The organism is Agrobacterium salinitolerans (assembly GCF_027498475.1).
In the GTDB taxonomy this organism is placed as follows: domain Bacteria; phylum Pseudomonadota; class Alphaproteobacteria; order Rhizobiales; family Rhizobiaceae; genus Agrobacterium; species Agrobacterium salinitolerans.
In genome coordinates this window covers 1,805,001-1,824,029 of record NZ_JAPZLN010000001.1, presented here as the reverse complement: position 1 = coordinate 1,824,029, position 19,029 = coordinate 1,805,001, and the positions used below count along the sequence as shown (strand labels likewise).

The 19,029-nt window shown below is 57.4% G+C and carries 15 protein-coding genes, 1 tRNA gene, 2 rRNA genes and 1 riboswitch (1 of these 19 cut by a window edge); of the genes, 3 read left to right on the top strand and 15 right to left on the bottom strand.

Annotated features, from left to right (window positions below):
• Positions 1-134: 134 nt before the first annotated feature.
• Positions 135-1,139 (top strand): 2-hydroxyacid dehydrogenase, encoded by a 1,005-nt coding sequence (locus tag O9X91_RS08660; RefSeq protein ID WP_077983282.1) that lies wholly within the window; start codon positions 135-137, stop codon positions 1,137-1,139.
• Positions 1,140-1,145: 6 nt separating this feature from the next.
• Here O9X91_RS08660 and O9X91_RS08655 read toward each other — a convergent pair whose 3' ends face one another.
• From O9X91_RS08655 to recF, 3 genes are read right to left on the bottom strand one after another with little or no spacing between them, the layout of a single operon-like run.
• Entirely contained in the window at positions 1,146-1,622 is a 477-nt protein-coding gene (locus O9X91_RS08655; RefSeq protein ID WP_142914234.1) for a GNAT family N-acetyltransferase, read from the bottom strand.
• Complete coding sequence (locus tag O9X91_RS08650) at positions 1,619-2,386, bottom strand: molybdopterin-synthase adenylyltransferase MoeB (RefSeq protein ID WP_142914235.1); 768 nt, start codon at positions 2,384-2,386, stop codon at positions 1,619-1,621. The genes O9X91_RS08655 and O9X91_RS08650 overlap by 4 nt, the downstream gene beginning before the upstream one ends.
• A gap of 22 nt (positions 2,387-2,408) precedes the next feature.
• Positions 2,409-3,536: a DNA replication/repair protein RecF gene (gene recF, locus O9X91_RS08645; RefSeq protein ID WP_137409535.1), complete on the bottom strand. Its 1,128-nt coding sequence runs from the start codon at positions 3,534-3,536 to the stop codon at positions 2,409-2,411.
• 151 nt (positions 3,537-3,687) lie between these two features.
• On the opposite strand from recF, the gene O9X91_RS08640 reads away from it, so the two are divergent.
• Entirely contained in the window at positions 3,688-4,800 is a 1,113-nt protein-coding gene (locus O9X91_RS08640; RefSeq protein ID WP_162520629.1) for an alpha/beta hydrolase, read from the top strand.
• 29 nt (positions 4,801-4,829) lie between these two features.
• Here the strand turns inward: O9X91_RS08640 and nrdF are convergent, their stop codons facing one another.
• From nrdF to O9X91_RS08600, 8 genes are all read right to left on the bottom strand, one after another.
• Positions 4,830-5,804, bottom strand: a complete 975-nt coding sequence (gene nrdF, locus O9X91_RS08635) for a class 1b ribonucleoside-diphosphate reductase subunit beta (protein WP_269826211.1) — start codon at positions 5,802-5,804, stop codon at positions 4,830-4,832.
• A gap of 16 nt (positions 5,805-5,820) precedes the next feature.
• Entirely contained in the window at positions 5,821-8,007 is a 2,187-nt protein-coding gene (gene nrdE, locus O9X91_RS08630) for a class 1b ribonucleoside-diphosphate reductase subunit alpha (RefSeq protein ID WP_269834224.1), read from the bottom strand.
• Positions 7,995-8,393: a class Ib ribonucleoside-diphosphate reductase assembly flavoprotein NrdI gene (nrdI, locus tag O9X91_RS08625; RefSeq protein WP_020812691.1), complete on the bottom strand. Its 399-nt coding sequence runs from the start codon at positions 8,391-8,393 to the stop codon at positions 7,995-7,997. The genes nrdE and nrdI overlap by 13 nt, the downstream gene beginning before the upstream one ends.
• A 12-nt stretch (positions 8,394-8,405) precedes the next feature.
• Positions 8,406-8,627, bottom strand: coding sequence for a glutaredoxin-like protein NrdH (gene nrdH / locus O9X91_RS08620; RefSeq protein ID WP_020011298.1), 222 nt, complete (start codon positions 8,625-8,627; stop codon positions 8,406-8,408).
• 256 nt (positions 8,628-8,883) lie between these two features.
• A riboswitch (cobalamin riboswitch) is annotated at positions 8,884-9,107 on the bottom strand.
• A gap of 133 nt (positions 9,108-9,240) precedes the next feature.
• Positions 9,241-9,870, bottom strand: coding sequence for a nucleoside triphosphate hydrolase (locus tag O9X91_RS08615; RefSeq protein ID WP_269834225.1), 630 nt, complete (start codon positions 9,868-9,870; stop codon positions 9,241-9,243).
• On the bottom strand, positions 9,867-10,649 hold the full coding sequence (locus O9X91_RS08610) for an ATP-binding cassette domain-containing protein (protein WP_077983293.1): 783 nt from the start codon (positions 10,647-10,649) through the stop codon (positions 9,867-9,869). Before O9X91_RS08610 ends, O9X91_RS08615 begins: the two co-directional genes overlap by 4 nt.
• The gene (locus O9X91_RS08605) at positions 10,649-11,731 is read right to left on the bottom strand and encodes an ABC transporter permease (protein WP_080792015.1); all 1,083 of its coding nucleotides are present in this window, start codon (positions 11,729-11,731) and stop codon (positions 10,649-10,651) included. Before O9X91_RS08605 ends, O9X91_RS08610 begins: the two co-directional genes overlap by 1 nt.
• A gap of 226 nt (positions 11,732-11,957) precedes the next feature.
• Positions 11,958-12,980 (bottom strand): sugar ABC transporter substrate-binding protein, encoded by a 1,023-nt coding sequence (locus O9X91_RS08600; RefSeq protein ID WP_077983295.1) that lies wholly within the window; start codon positions 12,978-12,980, stop codon positions 11,958-11,960.
• Positions 12,981-13,244: 264 nt separating this feature from the next.
• Here O9X91_RS08600 and O9X91_RS08595 point away from each other — a divergent pair, with 264 nt between their 5' ends.
• Positions 13,245-14,477 carry an ROK family transcriptional regulator gene (locus O9X91_RS08595; RefSeq protein ID WP_077983296.1) on the top strand — a complete coding sequence of 411 codons (1,233 nt, stop codon included), beginning with the start codon at positions 13,245-13,247 and terminating at the stop codon, positions 14,475-14,477.
• A 56-nt stretch (positions 14,478-14,533) separates the two neighbouring features.
• Here O9X91_RS08595 and recQ read toward each other — a convergent pair whose 3' ends face one another.
• From recQ to O9X91_RS08575, 4 genes are all read right to left on the bottom strand, one after another.
• Entirely contained in the window at positions 14,534-16,342 is a 1,809-nt protein-coding gene (gene recQ, locus O9X91_RS08590; protein WP_142914240.1) for a DNA helicase RecQ, read from the bottom strand.
• A 176-nt stretch (positions 16,343-16,518) separates the two neighbouring features.
• Positions 16,519-16,595 (bottom strand) — tRNA-Met (locus tag O9X91_RS08585).
• A 240-nt stretch (positions 16,596-16,835) separates the two neighbouring features.
• Positions 16,836-16,950 (bottom strand): 5S ribosomal RNA (rrf, locus tag O9X91_RS08580).
• Between the two features lie 396 nt (positions 16,951-17,346).
• Positions 17,347-19,029: ribosomal RNA gene (locus tag O9X91_RS08575) — 23S ribosomal RNA — on the bottom strand; it runs 1,376 nt beyond the window's last position.

Below are 19,029 nucleotides of genomic sequence, written 5' to 3'. Positions count from 1 at the left end.
AGGCTCGTTTCCACATGCCTCAAGCTTCAGCGAGTTTTGTTTGTCTTCGCCGGTGGGTCTGGTAGAAACGCCCTGATTGAAAGAAATTATCGCTCTTTCTGGTTAATGACTTCTGAACAAGGCAGCGGCAAACGATGACCCACAAGAAGAGACCGACAGTCTATATAACCCGCAAATTGCCTGACGTCGTCGAAACCAGAATGCGCGAACTCTTCGATGCCGAACTGAATATAGACGATACGCCGCGCAGCGAGACGGAGCTTGTCGCCGCCATGCAAAGGGTAGACGTGCTCGTGCCCACCGTTACCGACCGCATCACCGCAGCGATGATTGAGCAGGCAGGACCGCAACTGAAACTCATCGCCAGCTTCTCCAACGGTATCGACCATGTGGATGTGGATGCCGCGGCCCGAAAGGGCATTACCGTCACCAACACGCCCAATGTGCTGACTGAGGACAGCGCCGACATCACCATGGCTCTCGTGCTCGCCGTGCCGCGCCGCATGATCGAAGGCACGCGGGTGCTTGCCAATGGCGCGGACGAGTGGCTCGGCTGGTCGCCGACATGGATGCTGGGACGGCGCATTTCCGGCAAGCGCATCGGCATTGTCGGGATGGGCCGCATCGGAACGGCGGTGGCACGGCGCGCCAAGGCCTTTGGCCTCTCCATTCATTATCACAATCGCAAACGCGTCAATCCGGCAACGGAAGCAGAGCTTGAAGCGACCTATTGGGACAGTCTCGACCAGATGCTGGCGCGGGTGGATATCGTCTCCGTCAATTGCCCCTCGACGCCCGCGACCTATCACCTGATCTCGGCCCGGCGGCTGGCCCTGATGCAGCCCACCAGCTACATCGTCAATACCGCGCGCGGCGATATTATCGACGAGGCGGCGATGATCCAGTGCCTGCGCGAAGACAAGATCGCAGGCGCCGGTCTCGATGTCTATGAGAACGAGCCTGCCGTAAACCCCAAGCTCATCAAGCTGGCCAAGGAAGGCAAGGTCGTGCTGCTTCCGCATATGGGCTCTGCAACAATCGAGGGCCGTATCGAGATGGGTGATAAGGTCATCATCAACATCCGCACGCTATTCGACGGCCACCGTCCGCCGAACCGGGTGCTGCCGGGGCGGAACTGAGCCGGTTCAGCCGATGAATTTGGTCATTTCGATCGAGGTCGTGCGATTATAGCCGGCATGGGCGTTTTCGGCGGTCTTGACGAAACCCCAGGCGGCGAATTTGGTATGATTAGCGATAAGCTCGATGCGAGTTTCCAGCCGCAGCGCCGGTAACGCCAATTCGCGGGCGAGCGCTTCGGCCTGCTCCAGCAGCATCCCGCCTATACCCTTTCCCTGCGCTTTGGGGGAAACACAGAGTTTGCCGACATAAAGACAGGCCGGCGGCTCCGGTCGGCAAAATAGGCAACCGACAATCTCATCGCCATCAAGCGCCACGAAAGCGATCTCCGCCCTCGCCTTCTCGGCAAGATTTTCCAGCGTCAGGCGATGAGCCGAGGACGGCGGGTCGATGACGCCATCCATATAAGCGAAGGAGGACACGATAAGCGCCAGCAATTCCTGCCAGCGATCGAACTCCTCCCCGATCCTGACAATCTCCGTCATGGTTTTTTCCCTCCTGGACGCCGCTTGTATCGCACGGTTTCGAAACGGGCCGACAGGGCGTCATAGAGGAGCAGGCGGCCGATCAACGGCTCTCCGGCACCGGTGATAACCTTGATCGCCTCCATGGCCATAAGCGTACCGATAACCCCCGTCAGCGCGCCGACAATGCCTGTTTCCGCGCAACTGGGAATGAGGCCCTGCGGCGGCGGTTCCGGAAACAGGTCACGATAGCCGGGCAGCCGAGCGCCCTCGGTAGTTGTCTCATAGGGTTTCAGCACCGTCACCGAACCATCAAAACGGCCGACAGCTCCCGTTACCAATGGTCTTTTCGCAGCCTCCGCGGCATCGGCGGCCGTATAACGCGTATCGAAATTATCCGAGCCGTCTATAAGGAGATCGAAGGATTGCAGATGGTCATGCGCCCAGACCTGCGAGAAACGTTCTTCATACATAAGCGTGCGGACATGCGGATTGAGCCGGGCGATAGTCTGGCGGGCACTTTCCGTTTTCAACTCGCCAATGGTGCCGGTGTCATGGATCACCTGCCGCTGGAGATTGGAGAGGGAGACCACATCATCATCGATCATGCCGAGCGTGCCGACACCGGCGGCGGCAAGATATTGAAGGACGGGAGCGCCGAGGCCGCCGGCGCCTATTACCAGCACCCGTGCCGCCTTCAGCCGTTGCTGCCCGGTGCCACCGATTTCCGGCAGCAGAATGTGCCGCTTGTAACGTTCGATTTCTTCCGGGCTCAGCGGGTCCATGCCGTACTCCATTTCTCTGCCGTCATGCCGTGATGCCCCCATGGGAGACATTAAAGAACTGTGCCCGCTCGCCGAGAGCGGAGAACATGGCCGCATCCGTTCCGGTCATGAAACTCTGACCGCCCAGCGCGTGGATGAGATCGAACAGGGCGGCCCGTCTGCCCTCGTCCAGATGGGCGGCAATTTCGTCCAGCAATAGAACCGGCGCATAACCGGTCATATTGGCTGTCAGTTGCGCATGGGCAAGCACCAGCCCCACCAACAACGCTTTTTGCTCTCCGGTCGAACAGCGTTCGGCTTCCATGTCCTTTTCCGCGTGGCGCACGAAAAGATCGACACGGTGCGGCCCCTCCAGCGTGCGGCCTGCGGCCGCGTCCCGATACCTGCCGTCCCGCAGCATAAGACCATATTCGTCTTCCAGATCGACAGCCGGACGGTTGAGCCTGTCATCCATAAAGCCGGCAAGCGACAGCGCCGCGGATGGGAAGGCTGCATTGCCAGCCCTTCCTTCGATCAGGGTCTTCAGCAGGCCGAGCATTTCATAACGGGCGACCGCCATGGAGATGCCGAGTTCCGCCATCTGTTTTTCAATGCCATCCAGCCAGACCGGATCAAAACGGCCTTCCGAAAGCAGGCGGTTGCGGCCACGCATGGCCTTTTCGAAATCGCTTGCGCGCCGGCCGTGACCCGGATCGAGCGACAGGACCAGCCGGTCGAGAAAACGCCGGCGGTCCGATGACGAACCGGTAAAGAGGCCATCCATGGCAGGCGTCAGCCACAGAACCCGCAAATGGTCGGTCAATTCATCGACGGACTTCACCGGCGTGCCGTTCAGCCGCAGGCGACGCGATACCACCTCGCCATCACCTTCGATCCCGGTGCCAATCGCGACCTCACCATCCATGCCCTCGACATCGGCGAAGATCGAAAACCCGGTTGCCTCTGCACCCACGCGGGTGACGTCGGACAGGACGGCACGGCGCAGGCCACGTCCCGGCGAAAGAAACGAAACCGCCTCCAGAAGGTTTGTCTTGCCGGAACCGTTGTCACCGGTCAGCACCACGTGGCGCCCATCAAGCACAAGTGCGGCGGCCGCATAGTTGCGGAAGTCCGTGAGTTTAAGTCGGGAAAGCGACACCTTGTTCGTCATCTTTACGGCCTAAAACGAAGCTGGCCGGATGGCAAGGTGGCGAATGCCCGAGCCCATCGACGAGCGTCAAAACCACGCGAATTATTCAGTAGTGGCAACTTTTTTAGCGGGCAGCTATTTATGGACTTTCGTTGTCACCGGTAACCCGTCCATGCGCCTCATTCTTTCTTTCGTTCTTATGATCAGCCTTCTGTCATCCTGCGCCGGACGGCCGGGAGCGGATGTGCTGCAAGCCGTCAATACAAGGGCGAAGGACGCTAAAATCGTTACGGCCTATGTGGCGAGTACGCGTGAAAAAAGCGAAGAGGCAAAAAAGGGGTTCAGCGCCCTTCGCGCGGCCGAGCCGAATTATGCCCGCTTCGATATTTCGATACCACCGACCCACAAGAGTGGAAAAATCGAATGGTCGACTGGAAAACCGGATGCCAAGAAGGATTTCGTCGTCACACAGGCGCAGATGCTGGATAGGGCGAGTTTCAACAGCGACCTCGGCGATATTACGCGATCCCGCAAGCAGATCGCGCTTTTTGTGCACGGCTATAACTACAGCTATCAGGAGGCGCTTTTCCGCGCAGCGCAGATGGCTGCCGATGCCAATCTCGATGGCGTTCCGCTGGTCTTTTCCTGGCCATCGCAGGCCAATGTCACAGGCTATGTGGCGGACAAGGAATCGGCGACTTATTCGCGCGATGCGCTTGCCAATCTGCTGACCGATCTTACGCGCCAGTCTCCACGCAAGAACATCGTCGTCTTCGGCCATAGTATGGGCGGTTGGCTGGTCATGGAAGCGTTGCGACAGTTGCGCTTCGAGGGCAGAAACGACGTCATCGCAAAGCTGCAGGTGGTTCTGGCCGCCCCAGATATCGATGCCGATGTCTTCCGCAAGCAGATCGACGTGGTTGGACGCCTAAACCCACCACTCACAGTCCTCGTGTCCAAGGACGACCGCGCCCTGAAAGCGTCTTCTATACTGGGCGCAGACGTGACACGGATTGGCGCACTGGATGTCACCGATCCAAAGGTCCAGGAAGCCGCCCTGAAAGAAGGGGTTCAGTTCGTGGATATCTCCAACCTCAAGGCATCTGACCCGCTCAACCATGACCGCTATGCCGCGCTGGCGTCGCTGGTGCCGCAGCTGGAAGCAAGCCGGAACGGCAACGGCCAAAATGGCATAGGCCGCGCAGGCGCCTTCGTGTTCGATGCAATCGGCGCAACCGTCTCCAGCCCCTTCCGGCTTGCGAGCCAGGTGGTGAACCCGCAATAGTGTGCGGGCTCGTGCTGACAGTTCCGGCTTCAGAAATCCCAGTCTTCATCCTCGGTGGCGACCGCCTTGCCGATGACATAGGACGAACCGGAGCCTGAGAAGAAGTCGTGATTTTCATCGGCATTGGGCGAGAGCGCCGAGAGAATCGCCGGGTTGACCCGGCAGGCCTCGGCCGGAAACAGCGCCTCATAACCCAGATTCATAAGGGCCTTGTTGGCGTTGTAATGCAGGAACTGCTTGACGTCTTCGGTCAGGCCGACGCCGTCATAGAGGTCTTCGGTGTATTTTGCCTCGTTGTCGTAGAGCTCGAGCAGGAGATCGAAAGCAAAATCCTTGATCTCCTGTCTTTGCGCCTCGCCAAGACGGTCCAGCGCCCGCTGGAACTTGTAACCGATATAATAGCCGTGCACGGCCTCATCGCGGATGATGAGGCGGATCAAATCCGCCGTGTTGGTAAGCTTGGCGCGGCTTGACCAGAACATCGGCAGATAGAAGCCGGAATAGAACAGGAAGCTTTCCAGAAAGACGCTGGCGATCTTTTTCTTCAGCGGATCGCCGCTGTCATATTCCCGCATGATGATCGCGGACTTGCGTTGCAGAAACTCGTTTTCCTCCGACCAGCGATAGGCGTCGTCAACGTCAGGCGTGGGGCACAGCGTCGAGAAAATCGACGAATAGGAACGGGCGTGCACCGCCTCCATGAAGGAGATATTCGAAAGCACGGCCTCCTCATGCGGCGTCGCCGAATCCGGCATCAGGCGCACGGCGCCGACGCCGTTCTGGATAGTGTCGAGCAATGTCAGCCCGGTGAAGACACGGATCGTCAGTTTCTGCTCTTCCGGCTTCAACGTCCCCCAGGAGGGGATGTCATTGGAAAGCGGCACCTTTTCCGGCAGCCAGAAGTTCGAGGTCAGGCGGTTCCAGACTTCGAGGTCTTTTTCGTCCTCAACGCGGTTCCAGTTGACCGCGCGGATACGGGACGCGGGTTTTACGGCGATATTCATTCTTTTGTCCCTCAAATCAGAGCGTGCAGGAAACGCAGCCCTGAACCTGCGTGCCTTCCAGCGCCATCTGGCGCAAACGGATGTAATAGATGGTCTTTATGCCCTTTTTCCAGGCATAGATCTGCGCGCGGTTGATATCGCGCGTCGTCGCCGTATCGCGGAAGAACAGCGTCAGCGACAGGCCCTGATCGACATGCTGGGTGGCCGCCGCATAGGTGTCGATGATCTTTTCCGGGCCGATCTCATAGGCATCCTGATAATATTCGAGATTGTCGTTCGAGAGATAGGAAGCCGGATAATAAACGCGGCCGATCTTGCCCTCTTTGCGGATTTCGATCTTCGAGACAATCGGATGAATGGAAGAGGTGGAGTGGTTGATATAGGAGATCGAACCCGTTGGCGGTACGGCCTGCAGGTTCTGGTTATAGAGACCTGATGCCATCACGTCCTGCTTCAGTGCCTTCCAGTCGTCCTGTGTCGGAATGGCAATGCCGGCCTTTTCGAAGAGCTCACGGACCTTTTCCGTCGCGGGCAGCCATTCCCGGTCGGTATATTTGTCGAAATAGTCGCCCGAGGCATATTTGGAGTTCTCAAAGCCCTTGAAGCTCTGGCCCCGTTCTACGGCCAGCCGATTGCTGGCACGGATGGCGTGATAGGTGACGGTGTAGAAGTAGATATTGGTGAAATCGACGCCTTCTTCGGAGCCATAAAAGATGCGTTCGCGCGCCAGATAACCGTGCAGGTTCATCTGGCCGAGGCCGATAGCGTGGCTCGCATCATTGCCCTTTTCCACCGAGGGAACGGAGGAAATGTGGCTCATATCCGATACCGCCGTCAGCGCCCGGATGGAGGTCTCGATGGTCTTGCCGAAATCGGCCGAATCCATTGCCGCAGCAATGTTGAGCGAGCCGAGATTGCAGGAAATATCCTTGCCCATTTGGCTATAGGAGAGATCGGCGTTGAACTCGCTCGCTTCGCTGACCTGCAGGATTTCCGAGCAGAGATTGCTCATGCTGATACGGCCGGCAATCGGATTGGCGCGGTTCACCGTATCTTCGAACATGATGTAGGGGTAACCGCTCTCGAACTGGATTTCGGCGATCACCTGGAAGAATTCGCGCGCCTTGATCTTCTTCTTACGGATACGGCTGTCGGCTACCATTTCATGGTATTTTTCGGTGACCGAGATTTCGGTGAAAGGCACGCCATAGATCCGCTCCACATCATAGGGCGAAAACAGATACATATCCTCATTATTGCGGGCGAGTTCGAAGGTGATATCGGGGATCACCACGCCGAGCGATAGCGTCTTGATGCGGATTTTCTCGTCGGCATTTTCACGCTTGGTATCGAGGAAGCGCATGATATCCGGGTGGTGGGCGTGCAGATAGACCGCGCCGGCACCCTGGCGCGCGCCAAGCTGGTTGGCATAGGAAAAGCTGTCTTCCAGCAGCTTCATCACGGGAATGACGCCGGATGACTGGTTTTCGATCTGCTTGATCGGCGCGCCGGCCTCGCGAATATTGGTCAAGGACAGGGCCACGCCGCCGCCGCGCTTGGAAAGCTGCAACGCCGAATTGATGGAGCGGCCGATGCTTTCCATATTGTCTTCCACACGCAGCAGAAAACACGAGACCAGCTCGCCGCGGCTCTTCTTGCCGGCGTTGAGGAATGTTGGGGTTGCCGGCTGGAAGCGGCCGGAAATGATCTCATCGACCAGATTGCGGGCAAGCTGCTCATCACCGCGTGCAAGGGCCAGCGCCACCATGCAGACGCGATCCTCGTAACGCTCGAGGTAACGTTTTCCGTCGAAAGTCTTCAGCGTGTAGGAGGTATAATATTTGAACGCCCCGAGAAATGTCGGAAAGCGGAATTTCCGGGCATAGGCTTCGTCATAGAGGTCGCGAACGAAATTGAAGGAGTACTGGTCCAGTACCTCCTGCTCGTAATATCCTTCCGCCACCAGATAATCGAGCTTTTCCCTGAGATTATGGAAAAACACAGTGTTCTGGTTGACGTGCTGGAGAAAATATTGCCGGGCAGCCAGGCGATCCTTGTCGAGCTGGATTTTCCCGTTCTCGTCATAAAGGTTCAACATCGCGTTCAGCGCGTGGTAGTCCAGAGCCGCATCAACCGGTTTCTGGCTTGCGGCTACGGGCTGTTTGGCATCCTTGCGCAGCGCGCTTGAGGTCAGCGTGTCCAAAATCGTTCCAATCCATGTTTGACGTTGGCGACATCTTCTTCCGTGCCGAGAAGCTCGAAACGATAGAGAAACGGCACAGCGCATTTACGCGAGACGATATCTCCGGCGGATGCGAAAGCTGCGCCAAAATTCGTGTTGCCCGCCGCGATGACGCCGCGAATGAGATTTCGGTTGGAGGGCTCGTTCAAAAACCGGATGACCGGTTTCGGCACGGCCCCTTTTGTACCGCCACCCCCATAGGTGGGGGTGACGAGCACATAGGGCTCGGACACGTGGGGAACATCTTCCTCAACGCCAAGCGGCAGGCGAAACAATCGCCGTCCCAGTTTCAGAAGGAAACGATGGGTGTTTTCAGAACGGCTGGAATAATAGACGATCAGGCCCATCGCCCTGCCGCCTCAGCTGATTGCGCCGATCATATCCGGCCGGAAACCCGCCCAATGGCGTTCGCCGGCAACGACAACCGGAACCTGCATGTAACCGAGGCCACGAACATGATCGAGCGCGTCAGCATCTTCGGAAATATCGATGATCTCATAGGGAACGCCGATGCGGTCGAGGGCGCGGTAAGTGGCAGTGCATTGGACGCAGGCCGGCTTGCTGTAAACGGTGACGGTCATAATTTCCTCTCTCGAAGCCGGTTGCGGACACGGCTCAACATTGCCGATTGCAATCGCAATCGGGCGGCGATGGATCTTTCATTAGGGTGGGCGTGCGCAGCTTTTAGCCGCGTAAAATCACTCTCTACGCCGACGAGCGCAGCAACTCAAACAAATGCACTGGCATGACTTCACCCCGAAGCTTGTTCTGGAGGGGGCAGAAAAGGGCGCACGCAAATCATTTGCGTCAGACACCTTCCTCCGGACACCCCGCCCGTGGACGTTTGCGCTCAAGGCAGGTCTCCTGACTTGCGGGTCACAACATCTATTCCAGTCTTCCCGGTGCGCTAAGCTCCAGTGACCCAAATCGGAACGATGCTCGCCGCTTACAGTTGCGGGGGCAGTTTCGGCCTTGCTTCGCCCTGATGGCGTCACGCACCGAATTCCCGTCTTAGCTCCCAATCCTTGCGAATCGGAAGAACCTCGAACACCACATATAGTATATGAGGATTTTTTTGCGTCAATGAATAGACACAGGAAAGCCCTACCCTGTGGATCAAAAAGATTCAACACATGGTTAACAACGACTTAACAGCACATGCGTGCCGTTGCTCAAAGAGAGAAAAGCGTTAATCTATTCCCAGATATCGATGCGAATATCGGCGGGACGGGCGTTTTCGATCACCCTTTTTCCGTTGGGAAGATCGTTTTCGAACAGTTTGGCGTGGATTTGAGTGGCATCGAGGCCATAACCCTGCCATCTGTTGCGCAGTCTCTCTTCAAGCACCGCGACGGATGGACCCACAAAAATAGTGAGATCGAAGCTGCCGGCCAGTGTCGTCCAGGGCGCCTCGTTGAGCAGCAGATAATTGCCTTCGGCAAGGATCAGGCGCGTGTCCGGCGCAATCGCTCGGGCAGAGGCAATGGCGATTTCGCGGGAGCGGTCGAAAACCGGGACAAGAACTTCCTTGCCCCCCTTACGAACGGCGGAGACGATATCAAGGAAACCGCGCACGTCGAATGTTTCGGGCGCGCCCTTTCGCGGCAGCAGCCCCCGTTCTTCAAGAATGCCATTGTCCATATGGAAGCCGTCCATGGGCAGGACGGCGGCCGTTTCGCCTCGTGCGAGCAAAGCATCACAAAGCGCATCTGCCAGCGTGGATTTGCCGGCCCCAGGGGGACCGGCAATGGCGACGATAAAACGGGATTTACCTTCTGCCCGCCGAAGAACATCCTCGGCGATCGTTTCAAGCTTCAGCGTCATGCGGCAAGCGTTTCCTTCGGCGCTTCCTTGGCACCGGTCATGAAGGCGACGGCATCCGACATCGAATAGTCCTTCGGATTGATGACGCACAGGCGCTTGCCTAGCCGGTGGATATGGATGCGATCCGCGACCTCGAAGACATGCGGCATGTTATGCGAGATCAGGACGATCGGCAGGCCGCGGGAGCGCACGTCGAGGATAAGCTCCAGAACACGTCGGCTTTCCTTGACACCAAGCGCCGCCGTCGGTTCGTCGAGGATGACGACCTTGGAGCCAAAGGCTGCCGCACGCGCCACCGCCACACCCTGACGCTGACCGCCGGAAAGGGTTTCCACTGCCTGATTGATGTTCTGAATCGTCATCAGGCCGAGTTCCGACAGTTTCTCGCGGGCGAATTTTTCCATGGCCGGGCGGTCCAGCGCCCGGAACAAACTGCCCTGAATGCCGGATTTACGGATTTCCCGCCCGAGAAACATATTGTCGGCTATGGAAAGCGCCGGCGAAAGCGCGAGGTTCTGATAGACCGTCTCGATGCCGGCCTTTCGCGCCTCGATTGGCGAGCGGAACTGGACGGGCTGGCCTTCCAGTCTGATCTCCCCTTCATCGGGTGTCACGGCACCGGAAATCGCCTTGATGAGAGAGGATTTGCCGGCGCCGTTGTCGCCGATCACGGCCAGGATTTCTCCGGGATAGAGATCGAAATCGGCATGGTCGAGGGCGGTCACACGACCATAGCGCTTGACGAGACTGCGTGCTGTGAGAATGGGTTCTTTTGCCATCAGCCTGCTACCTTTCTGATCCACTGGTCGATTGCTACAGCCATGATGATGAGGACGCCGATCAAGAGATAGGTCCATTGCGGATCTGTTCCGATAAGCCGGAGGCCGAGCGAAAAGACGCCGACGATCAACGCACCGAAAATCATACCCATAATCGAGCCGCGCCCGCCGAACAGCGAAAGGCCGCCGATAACCACCGCAGTGATGGATTCGATATTGGCGAATTGGCCGGCCGTCGGTGAAACCGAGCCGATACGCCCGATCAAGGCCCAGCCGGCAAAGGCGCATATGAGGCCGGACAGGGTGTAAACGGTCGTCAGCATGCGCTTTACGTTGACACCGGCAAGTTCGGCGGCATCCGGATCGTCACCCACCGCATAAAGATGGCGACCCCAGGCGGTGCGATTCAGCACATACCAAAGCAGGGCGACGAGCAGGACCATGGCGATGACGCCATAGGTGAAGACCGCACTGCCGAAGCGGACGCTGCTACCGAAAAATTGCAGGATAGGCGCTTGCTGGGCAATGTCCTGGGCGCGGATTGTTTCGTTGGCGGAGTAGAGAAAATTGGTGGCCAGCACGATCTGCCACATGCCGAGCGTGACGATGAAGGGAGGCAGCCGCATGCGCGACACCAGAATACCGTTGATGAAACCGCAAAATGCGCCGACGGCAAGGCCACAGAGAATGGCGAATTCCGCCGGCAAGCCGTAACGGAAGGTGAACTGCCCCATGATGACGGAGGACAGGACCATGATCGCGCCAACCGACAGATCGATGCCCGCCGTTAGGATGACCAGCGACTGCGCCGCGCCGACAATACCGACGATGGCGACCTGCTGCAAAATAAGGGTCAGCGTGAAGGCCGAGAAAAACTTGCCGCCGAGAAGCAGACCGAAAACTATCAGCGACAGCACCAAAACGATAAGCGGAACGGCCGCCGGGCTGGAATGGAGAAAGTGCTGCAGTTTTTCCAGCACACTCTTGTCGTGCGTATCGAAAGCGGCGACCTGCGTCGAACTTCCCGAAAGCACCTTTTCAAATTCATTATGCGGCTGAGGCCGCACCGGTTGATCGCTCATGGATTTTCCTCCCGATCGCTCTATCGCACCCGCCCTGACGCCGGGGTCTATCTCCAAAGAGAATGACGCGTAGATTTCAAAGTGTTGTGAAGCGGCCCTTATCATCCCCGCAGGACGCGCGACGCGCTCGTTTGTTCCTTTGTCCGATCCCCCGGATCGTGCCTGATATTCATTCTGGTCCAAGGGCGGGGGCACAAATGCCCCCGCGGGTTTCAACGGCGAGGCATCAGCCCCAGCACTTGTTGAGACCTTCCTTCGTATCGATCGAATCGAGGCCCTTGACCGGCTTGTCGGTCACCAGCGTCACGCCGGTATCGACGAAGTTCTTGCCTTCGGTCGGCTTCGGCTTTTCACCCGTGTCGGCAAACTTCTTGACGGCTTCGACGCCGAGAGCCGCCATCAGCAGCGGGTATTGCTGCGAGGTCGCGCCGATCACGCCTTCCGCCACGTTCTTGACGCCCGGGCAACCGCCGTCGACAGAAACGATCAGAACATCCTTTTCACGGCCGACCGCTTTCAGCGCCTCATAAGCACCGGCTGCTGCGGGCTCGTTGATGGTGTGGACGACATTGATAGTCGGATCCTTCTGCAGCAGATTTTCCATCGCAGCGCGGCCGCCTTCTTCGTTACCATTGGTGACGTCATGGCCAACGATGCGCGGATCGTCCTCGTCGCCGATCTTGTTGATGTCCTTCACGTCGATGCCAAAGCCCTTCATGAAGCCCTGGTTGCGCAGCACGTCCACTGTCGGCTGGGAGGGGGTGAGGTTGAGGAAGGCGATTTTCGCATCCTTGGCCTTGTCGCCAAGCGTACCGGCAGCCCATTTGCCGATCAGTTCACCGGCAAGAAGATTGTCGGTGGCGAAGGTGGAATCGGCAGCATCAACGGGTTCGAGCGGCGTATCGAGGGCAATGACCAGAAGGCCGGCATCACGCGCCTTCTGTACTGCTGGAACGATGCCCTTGGTATCCGATGCGGTAATCAGGATACCCTTGGCACCATCGGCAATGCAGGTTTCGATGGCGGCCACTTGGCTTTCGGAATCGCCATCGATCTTCCCGGCATAGGATTTCAGCGTCACGCCAAGTTCCTTGGCCTTGGCGGTCGCGCCTTCTTTCATCTTGACGAAAAAGGGATTGGTATCGGTTTTGGTGATGAGGCAAACCGAGGTATCGGCCGCAGACGCAACGGACGCGAAAGAAACGCCAAGCGCAAGCGCGCCCAGAAGAGCGGAAACAGTGGTCTTCATGAGATCCTCCCAATGGATATTTGAGCACCGTGACGGTTACCCGACGATCCCGTCTCCTCCGAGATCGACGACCGTTGGCTCAGATGGAACCACCAAAGGAAACGCCTGTCAATAAATAAATCCGATTGAATTATTAATTCCCTATGGCATTCTAATATGCGGCAGGGAGGAATATCGCCACGTCGTTTAACGTTGCGATAGCACGATTGCCATAAAGCCTGCTGTATCGGTCGCGGCGGATATTGCGGGCGGGAGGATGACATTATGAGACAATCTGTCGAGACGGCGCCCCCGGCGGCGCCCACCACCATGGATATAAGCGGCGGCGCCAACCAGGTCGGCGTGCGCGCTTATAATGAGCGGCTCGTGCTGTCTCTCGTTCGTCGCCACGGCGGACTGTCAAAAGCTGAGATATCAAGACTTTGCGGCCTTTCAGCACAGACCGTCTCGGTTATCATGCGCTCACTTGAAAAGGACGGGCTTCTCATTCGCGGTGAAAGACTGCGCGGCAAAGTCGGCCAGCCATCGACGCCGATGCGGCTTAATCCCGACGCCGTTTTTTCTTTCGGTGTGAAGATCGGCCGACGCAGCGTCGATCTCGTGCTGATGGATTTTGTCGGCCGGATCAGGCTCAAGCTGCGCAGAACCTACCCCTACCCCCTGCCGGAATGGATATTGCCGTTCGTGATCGACGGCATAACGGAACTCGAATCGAAGCTTTCCCCTGCGGAGCGGGAGAAAATTGCCGGCGTCGGCGTCGCCGCTCCATTTGAATTGTGGAACTGGGCGCAGGAAGTGGGTGCACCGCAGATTGAAATGGAGCGGTGGCGGGGCGTCGATATCCGGTCGGAAATTGCTGAAAACGTCAGCTATCCGGTTTTTCTGCAGAACGACGCCACCAGCGCCTGCGGCGCCGAACTGGTTTTTGGTGCAGGCCAGCACTATCCGGATTTTCTTTACGTCTTCATCGGCTCTTTCATAGGCGGCGGCGTCGTTTTGAATTCGGCGCTGTTTTCCGGAAAGACGGGAACGGCCGGCGCCATCGGCCCCCTGCCGGTGCAGGGGCAGGATGGCAATACCGTCCAGCTTCTGAAAATCGCGTCGATCTTCGTTCTGGAAAACATGTTGCGCGAAAAGGGCATCGATCCGCGCCCCCTGTGGTTTTCCCCGGACGAGTGGATCGATTTCGGCGAGCCGCTGGAAAGCTGGATCAGGAAAACCGCCGCGGCGCTGGCGCAGGCCGTCATTGCCGCAGCCTCCATCATCGATTTTTCAAGCGTCATCATCGATGGCGGTTTTCCCGACTGGGTCAGAACAAGGATTGTCGCCGCCACCCGCCTTGCCCTTAAACACCACGATCTGCAGGGCGTCACGGTGCCTGACATCATCGAAGGCGCGGTCGGTAGCCAGGCGCGGGCAATCGGCGGCGCCAGCTTGCCCCTATTTTCGCGTTATCTCATCGATCAGAACGTTCTGTTCAAGGACACGACCGGCTGAGCCTTCGCAGCGCTCTGTGATTTCATGAATAGGCTATCAATTTGGATATCTTCAGGTCACTCGCCAGCGGCGTGCTGCATGATCGCCGCCAGAAAGGCAGGCCCGTATCGTTCCAGCTTGGTGTCCCCGACGCCGGGAATCTCAGCCATTTCCTTCGCCGAGGCCGGTTTTATCGCCGCGAGTTCCATGAGGGTCTTGTCGTGGAAAATCACATAGGGCGGAACGTTCTGTGCCCGGGCGATCTCCATACGCTTGGCACGCAGCGCCTCAAAAAGGCTGCGATCGGATTCCGGCAAGACCGTCGATACCGTGTTGCGCGGCGTCTGCTGCCGTGCGGAACGGGGAGCGGATGGTATCCTCAGCATTAATGCCGGTTTTTCACGCAGGAACCGCCGTCCATCCTCGGAGATGGACAGGCCGCCATGTCCGGACAGATCCACTTCAATCATGCGTAACGCAACCAGCTGACGCAGGATGGCGCGCCACATGCGGTTGTCGTGCTCCTTCCCTATCCCGTAGGTGGTAATGCGGTCATGGCCGAAGCGGGAAATCCGCTCGTCCTCGACACCCAGCAATACGCGGATGACATAGGCCTGGCCAAAACGTTCACCCGTGCGATAAATACAGGACAGAAGTTTCTGCGCGGCGATGGCCCCGTCAAACAGGTCCGGCGGCTCGGCGCAGGTATCGCAATTGCCGCAGGGCTCGCACCGGTCGCCGAAATAGGAGAGCAGAACCTGCCGGCGGCAACTGGCCGTTTCTGCGAGGCCGAGCAGCGCATCGAGCTTCTGGCGCTCCATATATTTGCGTTGGTCCGCGGCATCAGATTCTTCGATGAAACGATTGCGCAGGGCAATATCTTCATAGCCATAGAGCATGAGCACGTCCGACGGCAAACCATCACGACCGGCTCGGCCTGTTTCCTGATAATAGGCCTCGATACTGCCGGGCAGGTCGACATGCACCACGAAGCGCACATCCGGCTTGTCTATACCCATGCCGAAAGCGACGGTCGCGACGATGATGACCGCCTCGCCGTGCTGGAAACGGGTCTGGTTTTCCTCACGGGCGGCCTTGTCCATGCCGGCGTGATAGGGCAACGCATCGCGCCCCTCCTCCCGCAGCCATGCCGCCGTTTCGTCCACCTTGCGTTTGGAAAGGCAATAGACGATACCGCTCTCACCGTCGCGATCCTTCAAAAAGCGCTTCAGCTGCGCGCGCGGATTGTCCTTTTCCATGATCGCATAGCGGATATTAGGCCGGTCGAACCCAGCAATGAAGGCATCGTGTTCTTCAATCCCCAGGTGACCGAGAATTTCGGCGCGCGTGGGTTCGTCGGCCGTCGCCGTCAGCGCCATGCGCGGCGTATCGGGAAAACGCTCGATCAGCGTGTCGAGCTGGCGGTAGGGCGGCCGGAAATCATGCCCCCATTGCGACAGGCAATGGGCCTCGTCGATGGCGATCAACGACAGGTCGATGGATTGCAACGCATCGAGTACATCCGGCTTGAGCAGGGTTTCCGGCGCGGCATAAAGAATATCGACCTTGCCGGCCCGCATGTCCCGCCATAGCGCGCGCCGCTCTTCCGGGGAAAGATCGGAATTGAGGGCTTCGGCCCGCACCCCGGCCTGACGCAGGGCAGCGACCTGATCGACCATCAGTGCGATGAGCGGCGAAACGATCAATCCCATGCCATTACGAGCAAGCGCAGGGATCTGGTAACAAAGCGACTTTCCGCCGCCGGTCGGCATCAAAACAAAGGCATTGTTTCCCGCCATTACATGCCGAATGATGTCTGCCTGCCTTCCGCGAAACGCATCGTAGCCATAGACGGTCTTGAGGATATGCAAGGGATCAGCGGTCACGGCGGTTTTTGTCCGAAGTGGAGTGATGGTGCATCATCACGGTTTTGCAGCCCATGGCAATGCCGAAGATGGATTTGGCCGTGGCAGTAGATAGCGTGATTGATTTTTTACCAGCCACAACGAAAGCAAAAAAGGCTCCGCGTTTCCTCGGAGCCCTTTGATAGTCATGTAAATTTTGGTTGCGGGGGCAGGATTTGAACCTGCGGCCTTCAGGTTATGAGCCTGACGAGCTACCGGGCTGCTCCACCCCGCGTTACCAGCGCATTCGGCGAAGCCGAATGTCGCGTCTGCGTCGTTGCTTTAGCGACGACGGAACTCTGGCGGAGTAAATTGCGGAGCAATTTATCTCCTTTAAGGGGCGCACATGATTTTGTACGCCATTTTTATTGCCTTTAAATCTTTGCCTTGAATGACAAAAGGCCGCATGTAGCGGCCCTTTTTGTCGGCTGGGCCGAAGAGTGTGATTGAGAAGATTTTGAGTTGCGTTTTGCAGACCTGGCAGCGACCTACTCTCCCGCGTCTTGAGACGAAGTACCATTGGCGCTGGGGCGTTTCACGGCCGTGTTCGGAATGGGAACGGGTGCGGCCGCCCCGCGATAACCACCAGGTCGGCAAAACGCAACATATGATCCATGCGTTTCGCATGGATCATATGATTGCTTGTTTATTGGTGTACCTTATCCTGTTCGCTTGCCGCTCACAGGGGACACCAATTGGCCATACGGTCACCTCGCATATGAGGCAACGTCTGATCCAAGCGATCACAGACCATGTTTTCACATGGAAACTGTTGTTTCGAGAAGCTGGGTGGCATTGCCACTTTTTATCTTAATTACACGTCTTTCTGTGACCTGTCGGTATTCCACCTTTGCTCAACAATGAGCATGGCAGCCATACAGACCAGAGGTCGTCGCGCCCTGTGGCGCGGCCCGTCCGGAGCCCTTCGGGCGTCAGGACAGAAGATGATGTCATCGAACTTTGTTCGATGAACATAATCAATGGGAACGAAGAAGTCGATCGAGCTATTAGTAACGGTAAGCTTCACACATTGCTGTGCTTCCACACCCGTCCTATCGACGTGGTCGTCTTCCACGGCTCTGATAGGGAACACTCGTTTTCAGGTTGGTTTCCCGCTTAGATGCCTTCAGCGGTTATCCATTCCGTATATAGCTACTCTGCTATGCCCTTGGCAGGACAACAGATCCACCAGAGATACGTCCATCCCGGTCCTCTCGTACTAGGGACAGATCCTGTCAATATTCCTACACCCACGGCAGATAGGGACCGAACTGTCTCACGACGTTCTGAACCCAACTCACGTACCGCTTTAAATGGCGAACAGCCATACCCTTGGGACCTGCTCCAGCCCCAGGATGCGATGAGTCGACATCGAGGTGCCAAACAACCCCGTCGATATGGACTCTTGGGGGTCATCAGCCTGTTATCCCCGGCGTACCTTTTATCCGTTGAGCGATGGCCCTTCCACACGGGACCACCGGATCACTATGACCGACTTTCGTCTCTGCTCGACTTGTCAGTCTCGCAGTCAGGCTAGCTTATGCCATTGCACTCGACGACCGATTTCCGACCGGTCTGAGCTAACCATCGCGCGCCTCCGTTACTCTTTCGGAGGCGACCGCCCCAGTCAAACTACCCACCATACACTGTCCCGGATCCGGATAACGGACCGCGGTTAGACATCCACGAAGATAAGGGTGGTATTTCAAGGATGGCTCCACAGAAACTGGCGTCCCTGCTTCAAAGCCTACCACCTATCCTACACATGCCTTGGCGAATGCCAGTGTAAAGCTATAGTAAAGGTGCACGGGGTCTTTCCGTCTGACCGCAGGAACCCCGCATCTTCACGGGGAATTCAATTTCACTGAGTCTATGTTGGAGACAGCGGGGAAGTCGTTACGCCATTCGTGCAGGTCGGAACTTACCCGACAAGGAATTTCGCTACCTTAGGACCGTTATAGTTACGGCCGCCGTTTACTGGGGCTTCAGTTCAGAGCTTGCACCCCTCCCTTTAACCTTCCAGCACCGGGCAGGCGTCAGACCCTATACGTCGTATTGCTACTTCGCAGAGCCCTGTGTTTTTGATAAACAGTCGCTACCCCCTGGTCTGTGCCACCCCATCATACTTGCGTACAAAAGGGTCACGCTTCTTCCGAAGTTACGCGTGCAATTTGCCGAGTTCCTTCAACATAGTTCTCTCAAGCGCCTTGGTATACTCTACCTGACCACCTGTGTCGGTTTCGGGTACGGTCTATACGGTGGAGCTATTTCCTGGAACCTCTTCGCCGCCCAACCAATCCAATAAGGTTGAACAACACACGAGATCCGTCACTACCACCAGGCCCACGAATATTAACGTGGTTCCCATCGACTACGCGTGTCCGCCTCGTCTTAGGGGCCGGCTAACCCTGCTCAGATTAACTTTAAGCAGGAACCCTTGGTCTTTCGGCGAGGGAGTCTCTCACTCCCTTTATCGTTACTCATGTCAACATTCGCACTTCCGATATCTCCAGCAGCCCTCACGGGTCCGCCTTCACAGACTTACGGAACGCTCCGCTACCACTGAAGCAACCCGAAGGTTGCCACAATCCTCAGCTTCGGTGCATGGCTTTAGCCCCGTTACATTTTCGGCGCAAAGACCCTTATTTAGACCAGTGAGCTGTTACGCT

Excerpts from the sequence above, each read along its gene's own strand:
- O9X91_RS08595 (WP_077983296.1), top strand. The coding sequence starts at position 13,245 with ATGAGACAATCTGTCGAGACGGCGCCCCCGGCGGCGCCCACCACCATG.
- recF (WP_137409535.1), bottom strand. The coding sequence starts at position 3,536 with ATGACGAACAAGGTGTCGCTTTCCCGACTTAAACTCACGGACTTCCGC.
- nrdI (WP_020812691.1), bottom strand. The coding sequence starts at position 8,393 with ATGGGCCTGATCGTCTATTATTCCAGCCGTTCTGAAAACACCCATCGT.
- nrdH (WP_020011298.1), bottom strand. The coding sequence starts at position 8,627 with ATGACCGTCACCGTTTACAGCAAGCCGGCCTGCGTCCAATGCACTGCC.
- nrdF (WP_269826211.1), bottom strand. The coding sequence starts at position 5,804 with ATGAATATCGCCGTAAAACCCGCGTCCCGTATCCGCGCGGTCAACTGG.
- O9X91_RS08605 (WP_080792015.1), bottom strand. The coding sequence starts at position 11,731 with ATGAGCGATCAACCGGTGCGGCCTCAGCCGCATAATGAATTTGAAAAG.
- O9X91_RS08650 (WP_142914235.1), bottom strand. The coding sequence starts at position 2,386 with ATGGACCCGCTGAGCCCGGAAGAAATCGAACGTTACAAGCGGCACATT.
- O9X91_RS08600 (WP_077983295.1), bottom strand. The coding sequence starts at position 12,980 with ATGAAGACCACTGTTTCCGCTCTTCTGGGCGCGCTTGCGCTTGGCGTT.
- O9X91_RS08660 (WP_077983282.1), top strand. The coding sequence starts at position 135 with ATGACCCACAAGAAGAGACCGACAGTCTATATAACCCGCAAATTGCCT.
- O9X91_RS08640 (WP_162520629.1), top strand. The coding sequence starts at position 3,688 with ATGCGCCTCATTCTTTCTTTCGTTCTTATGATCAGCCTTCTGTCATCC.
- O9X91_RS08615 (WP_269834225.1), bottom strand. The coding sequence starts at position 9,870 with ATGACGCTGAAGCTTGAAACGATCGCCGAGGATGTTCTTCGGCGGGCA.
- O9X91_RS08655 (WP_142914234.1), bottom strand. The coding sequence starts at position 1,622 with ATGACGGAGATTGTCAGGATCGGGGAGGAGTTCGATCGCTGGCAGGAA.
- O9X91_RS08610 (WP_077983293.1), bottom strand. The coding sequence starts at position 10,649 with ATGGCAAAAGAACCCATTCTCACAGCACGCAGTCTCGTCAAGCGCTAT.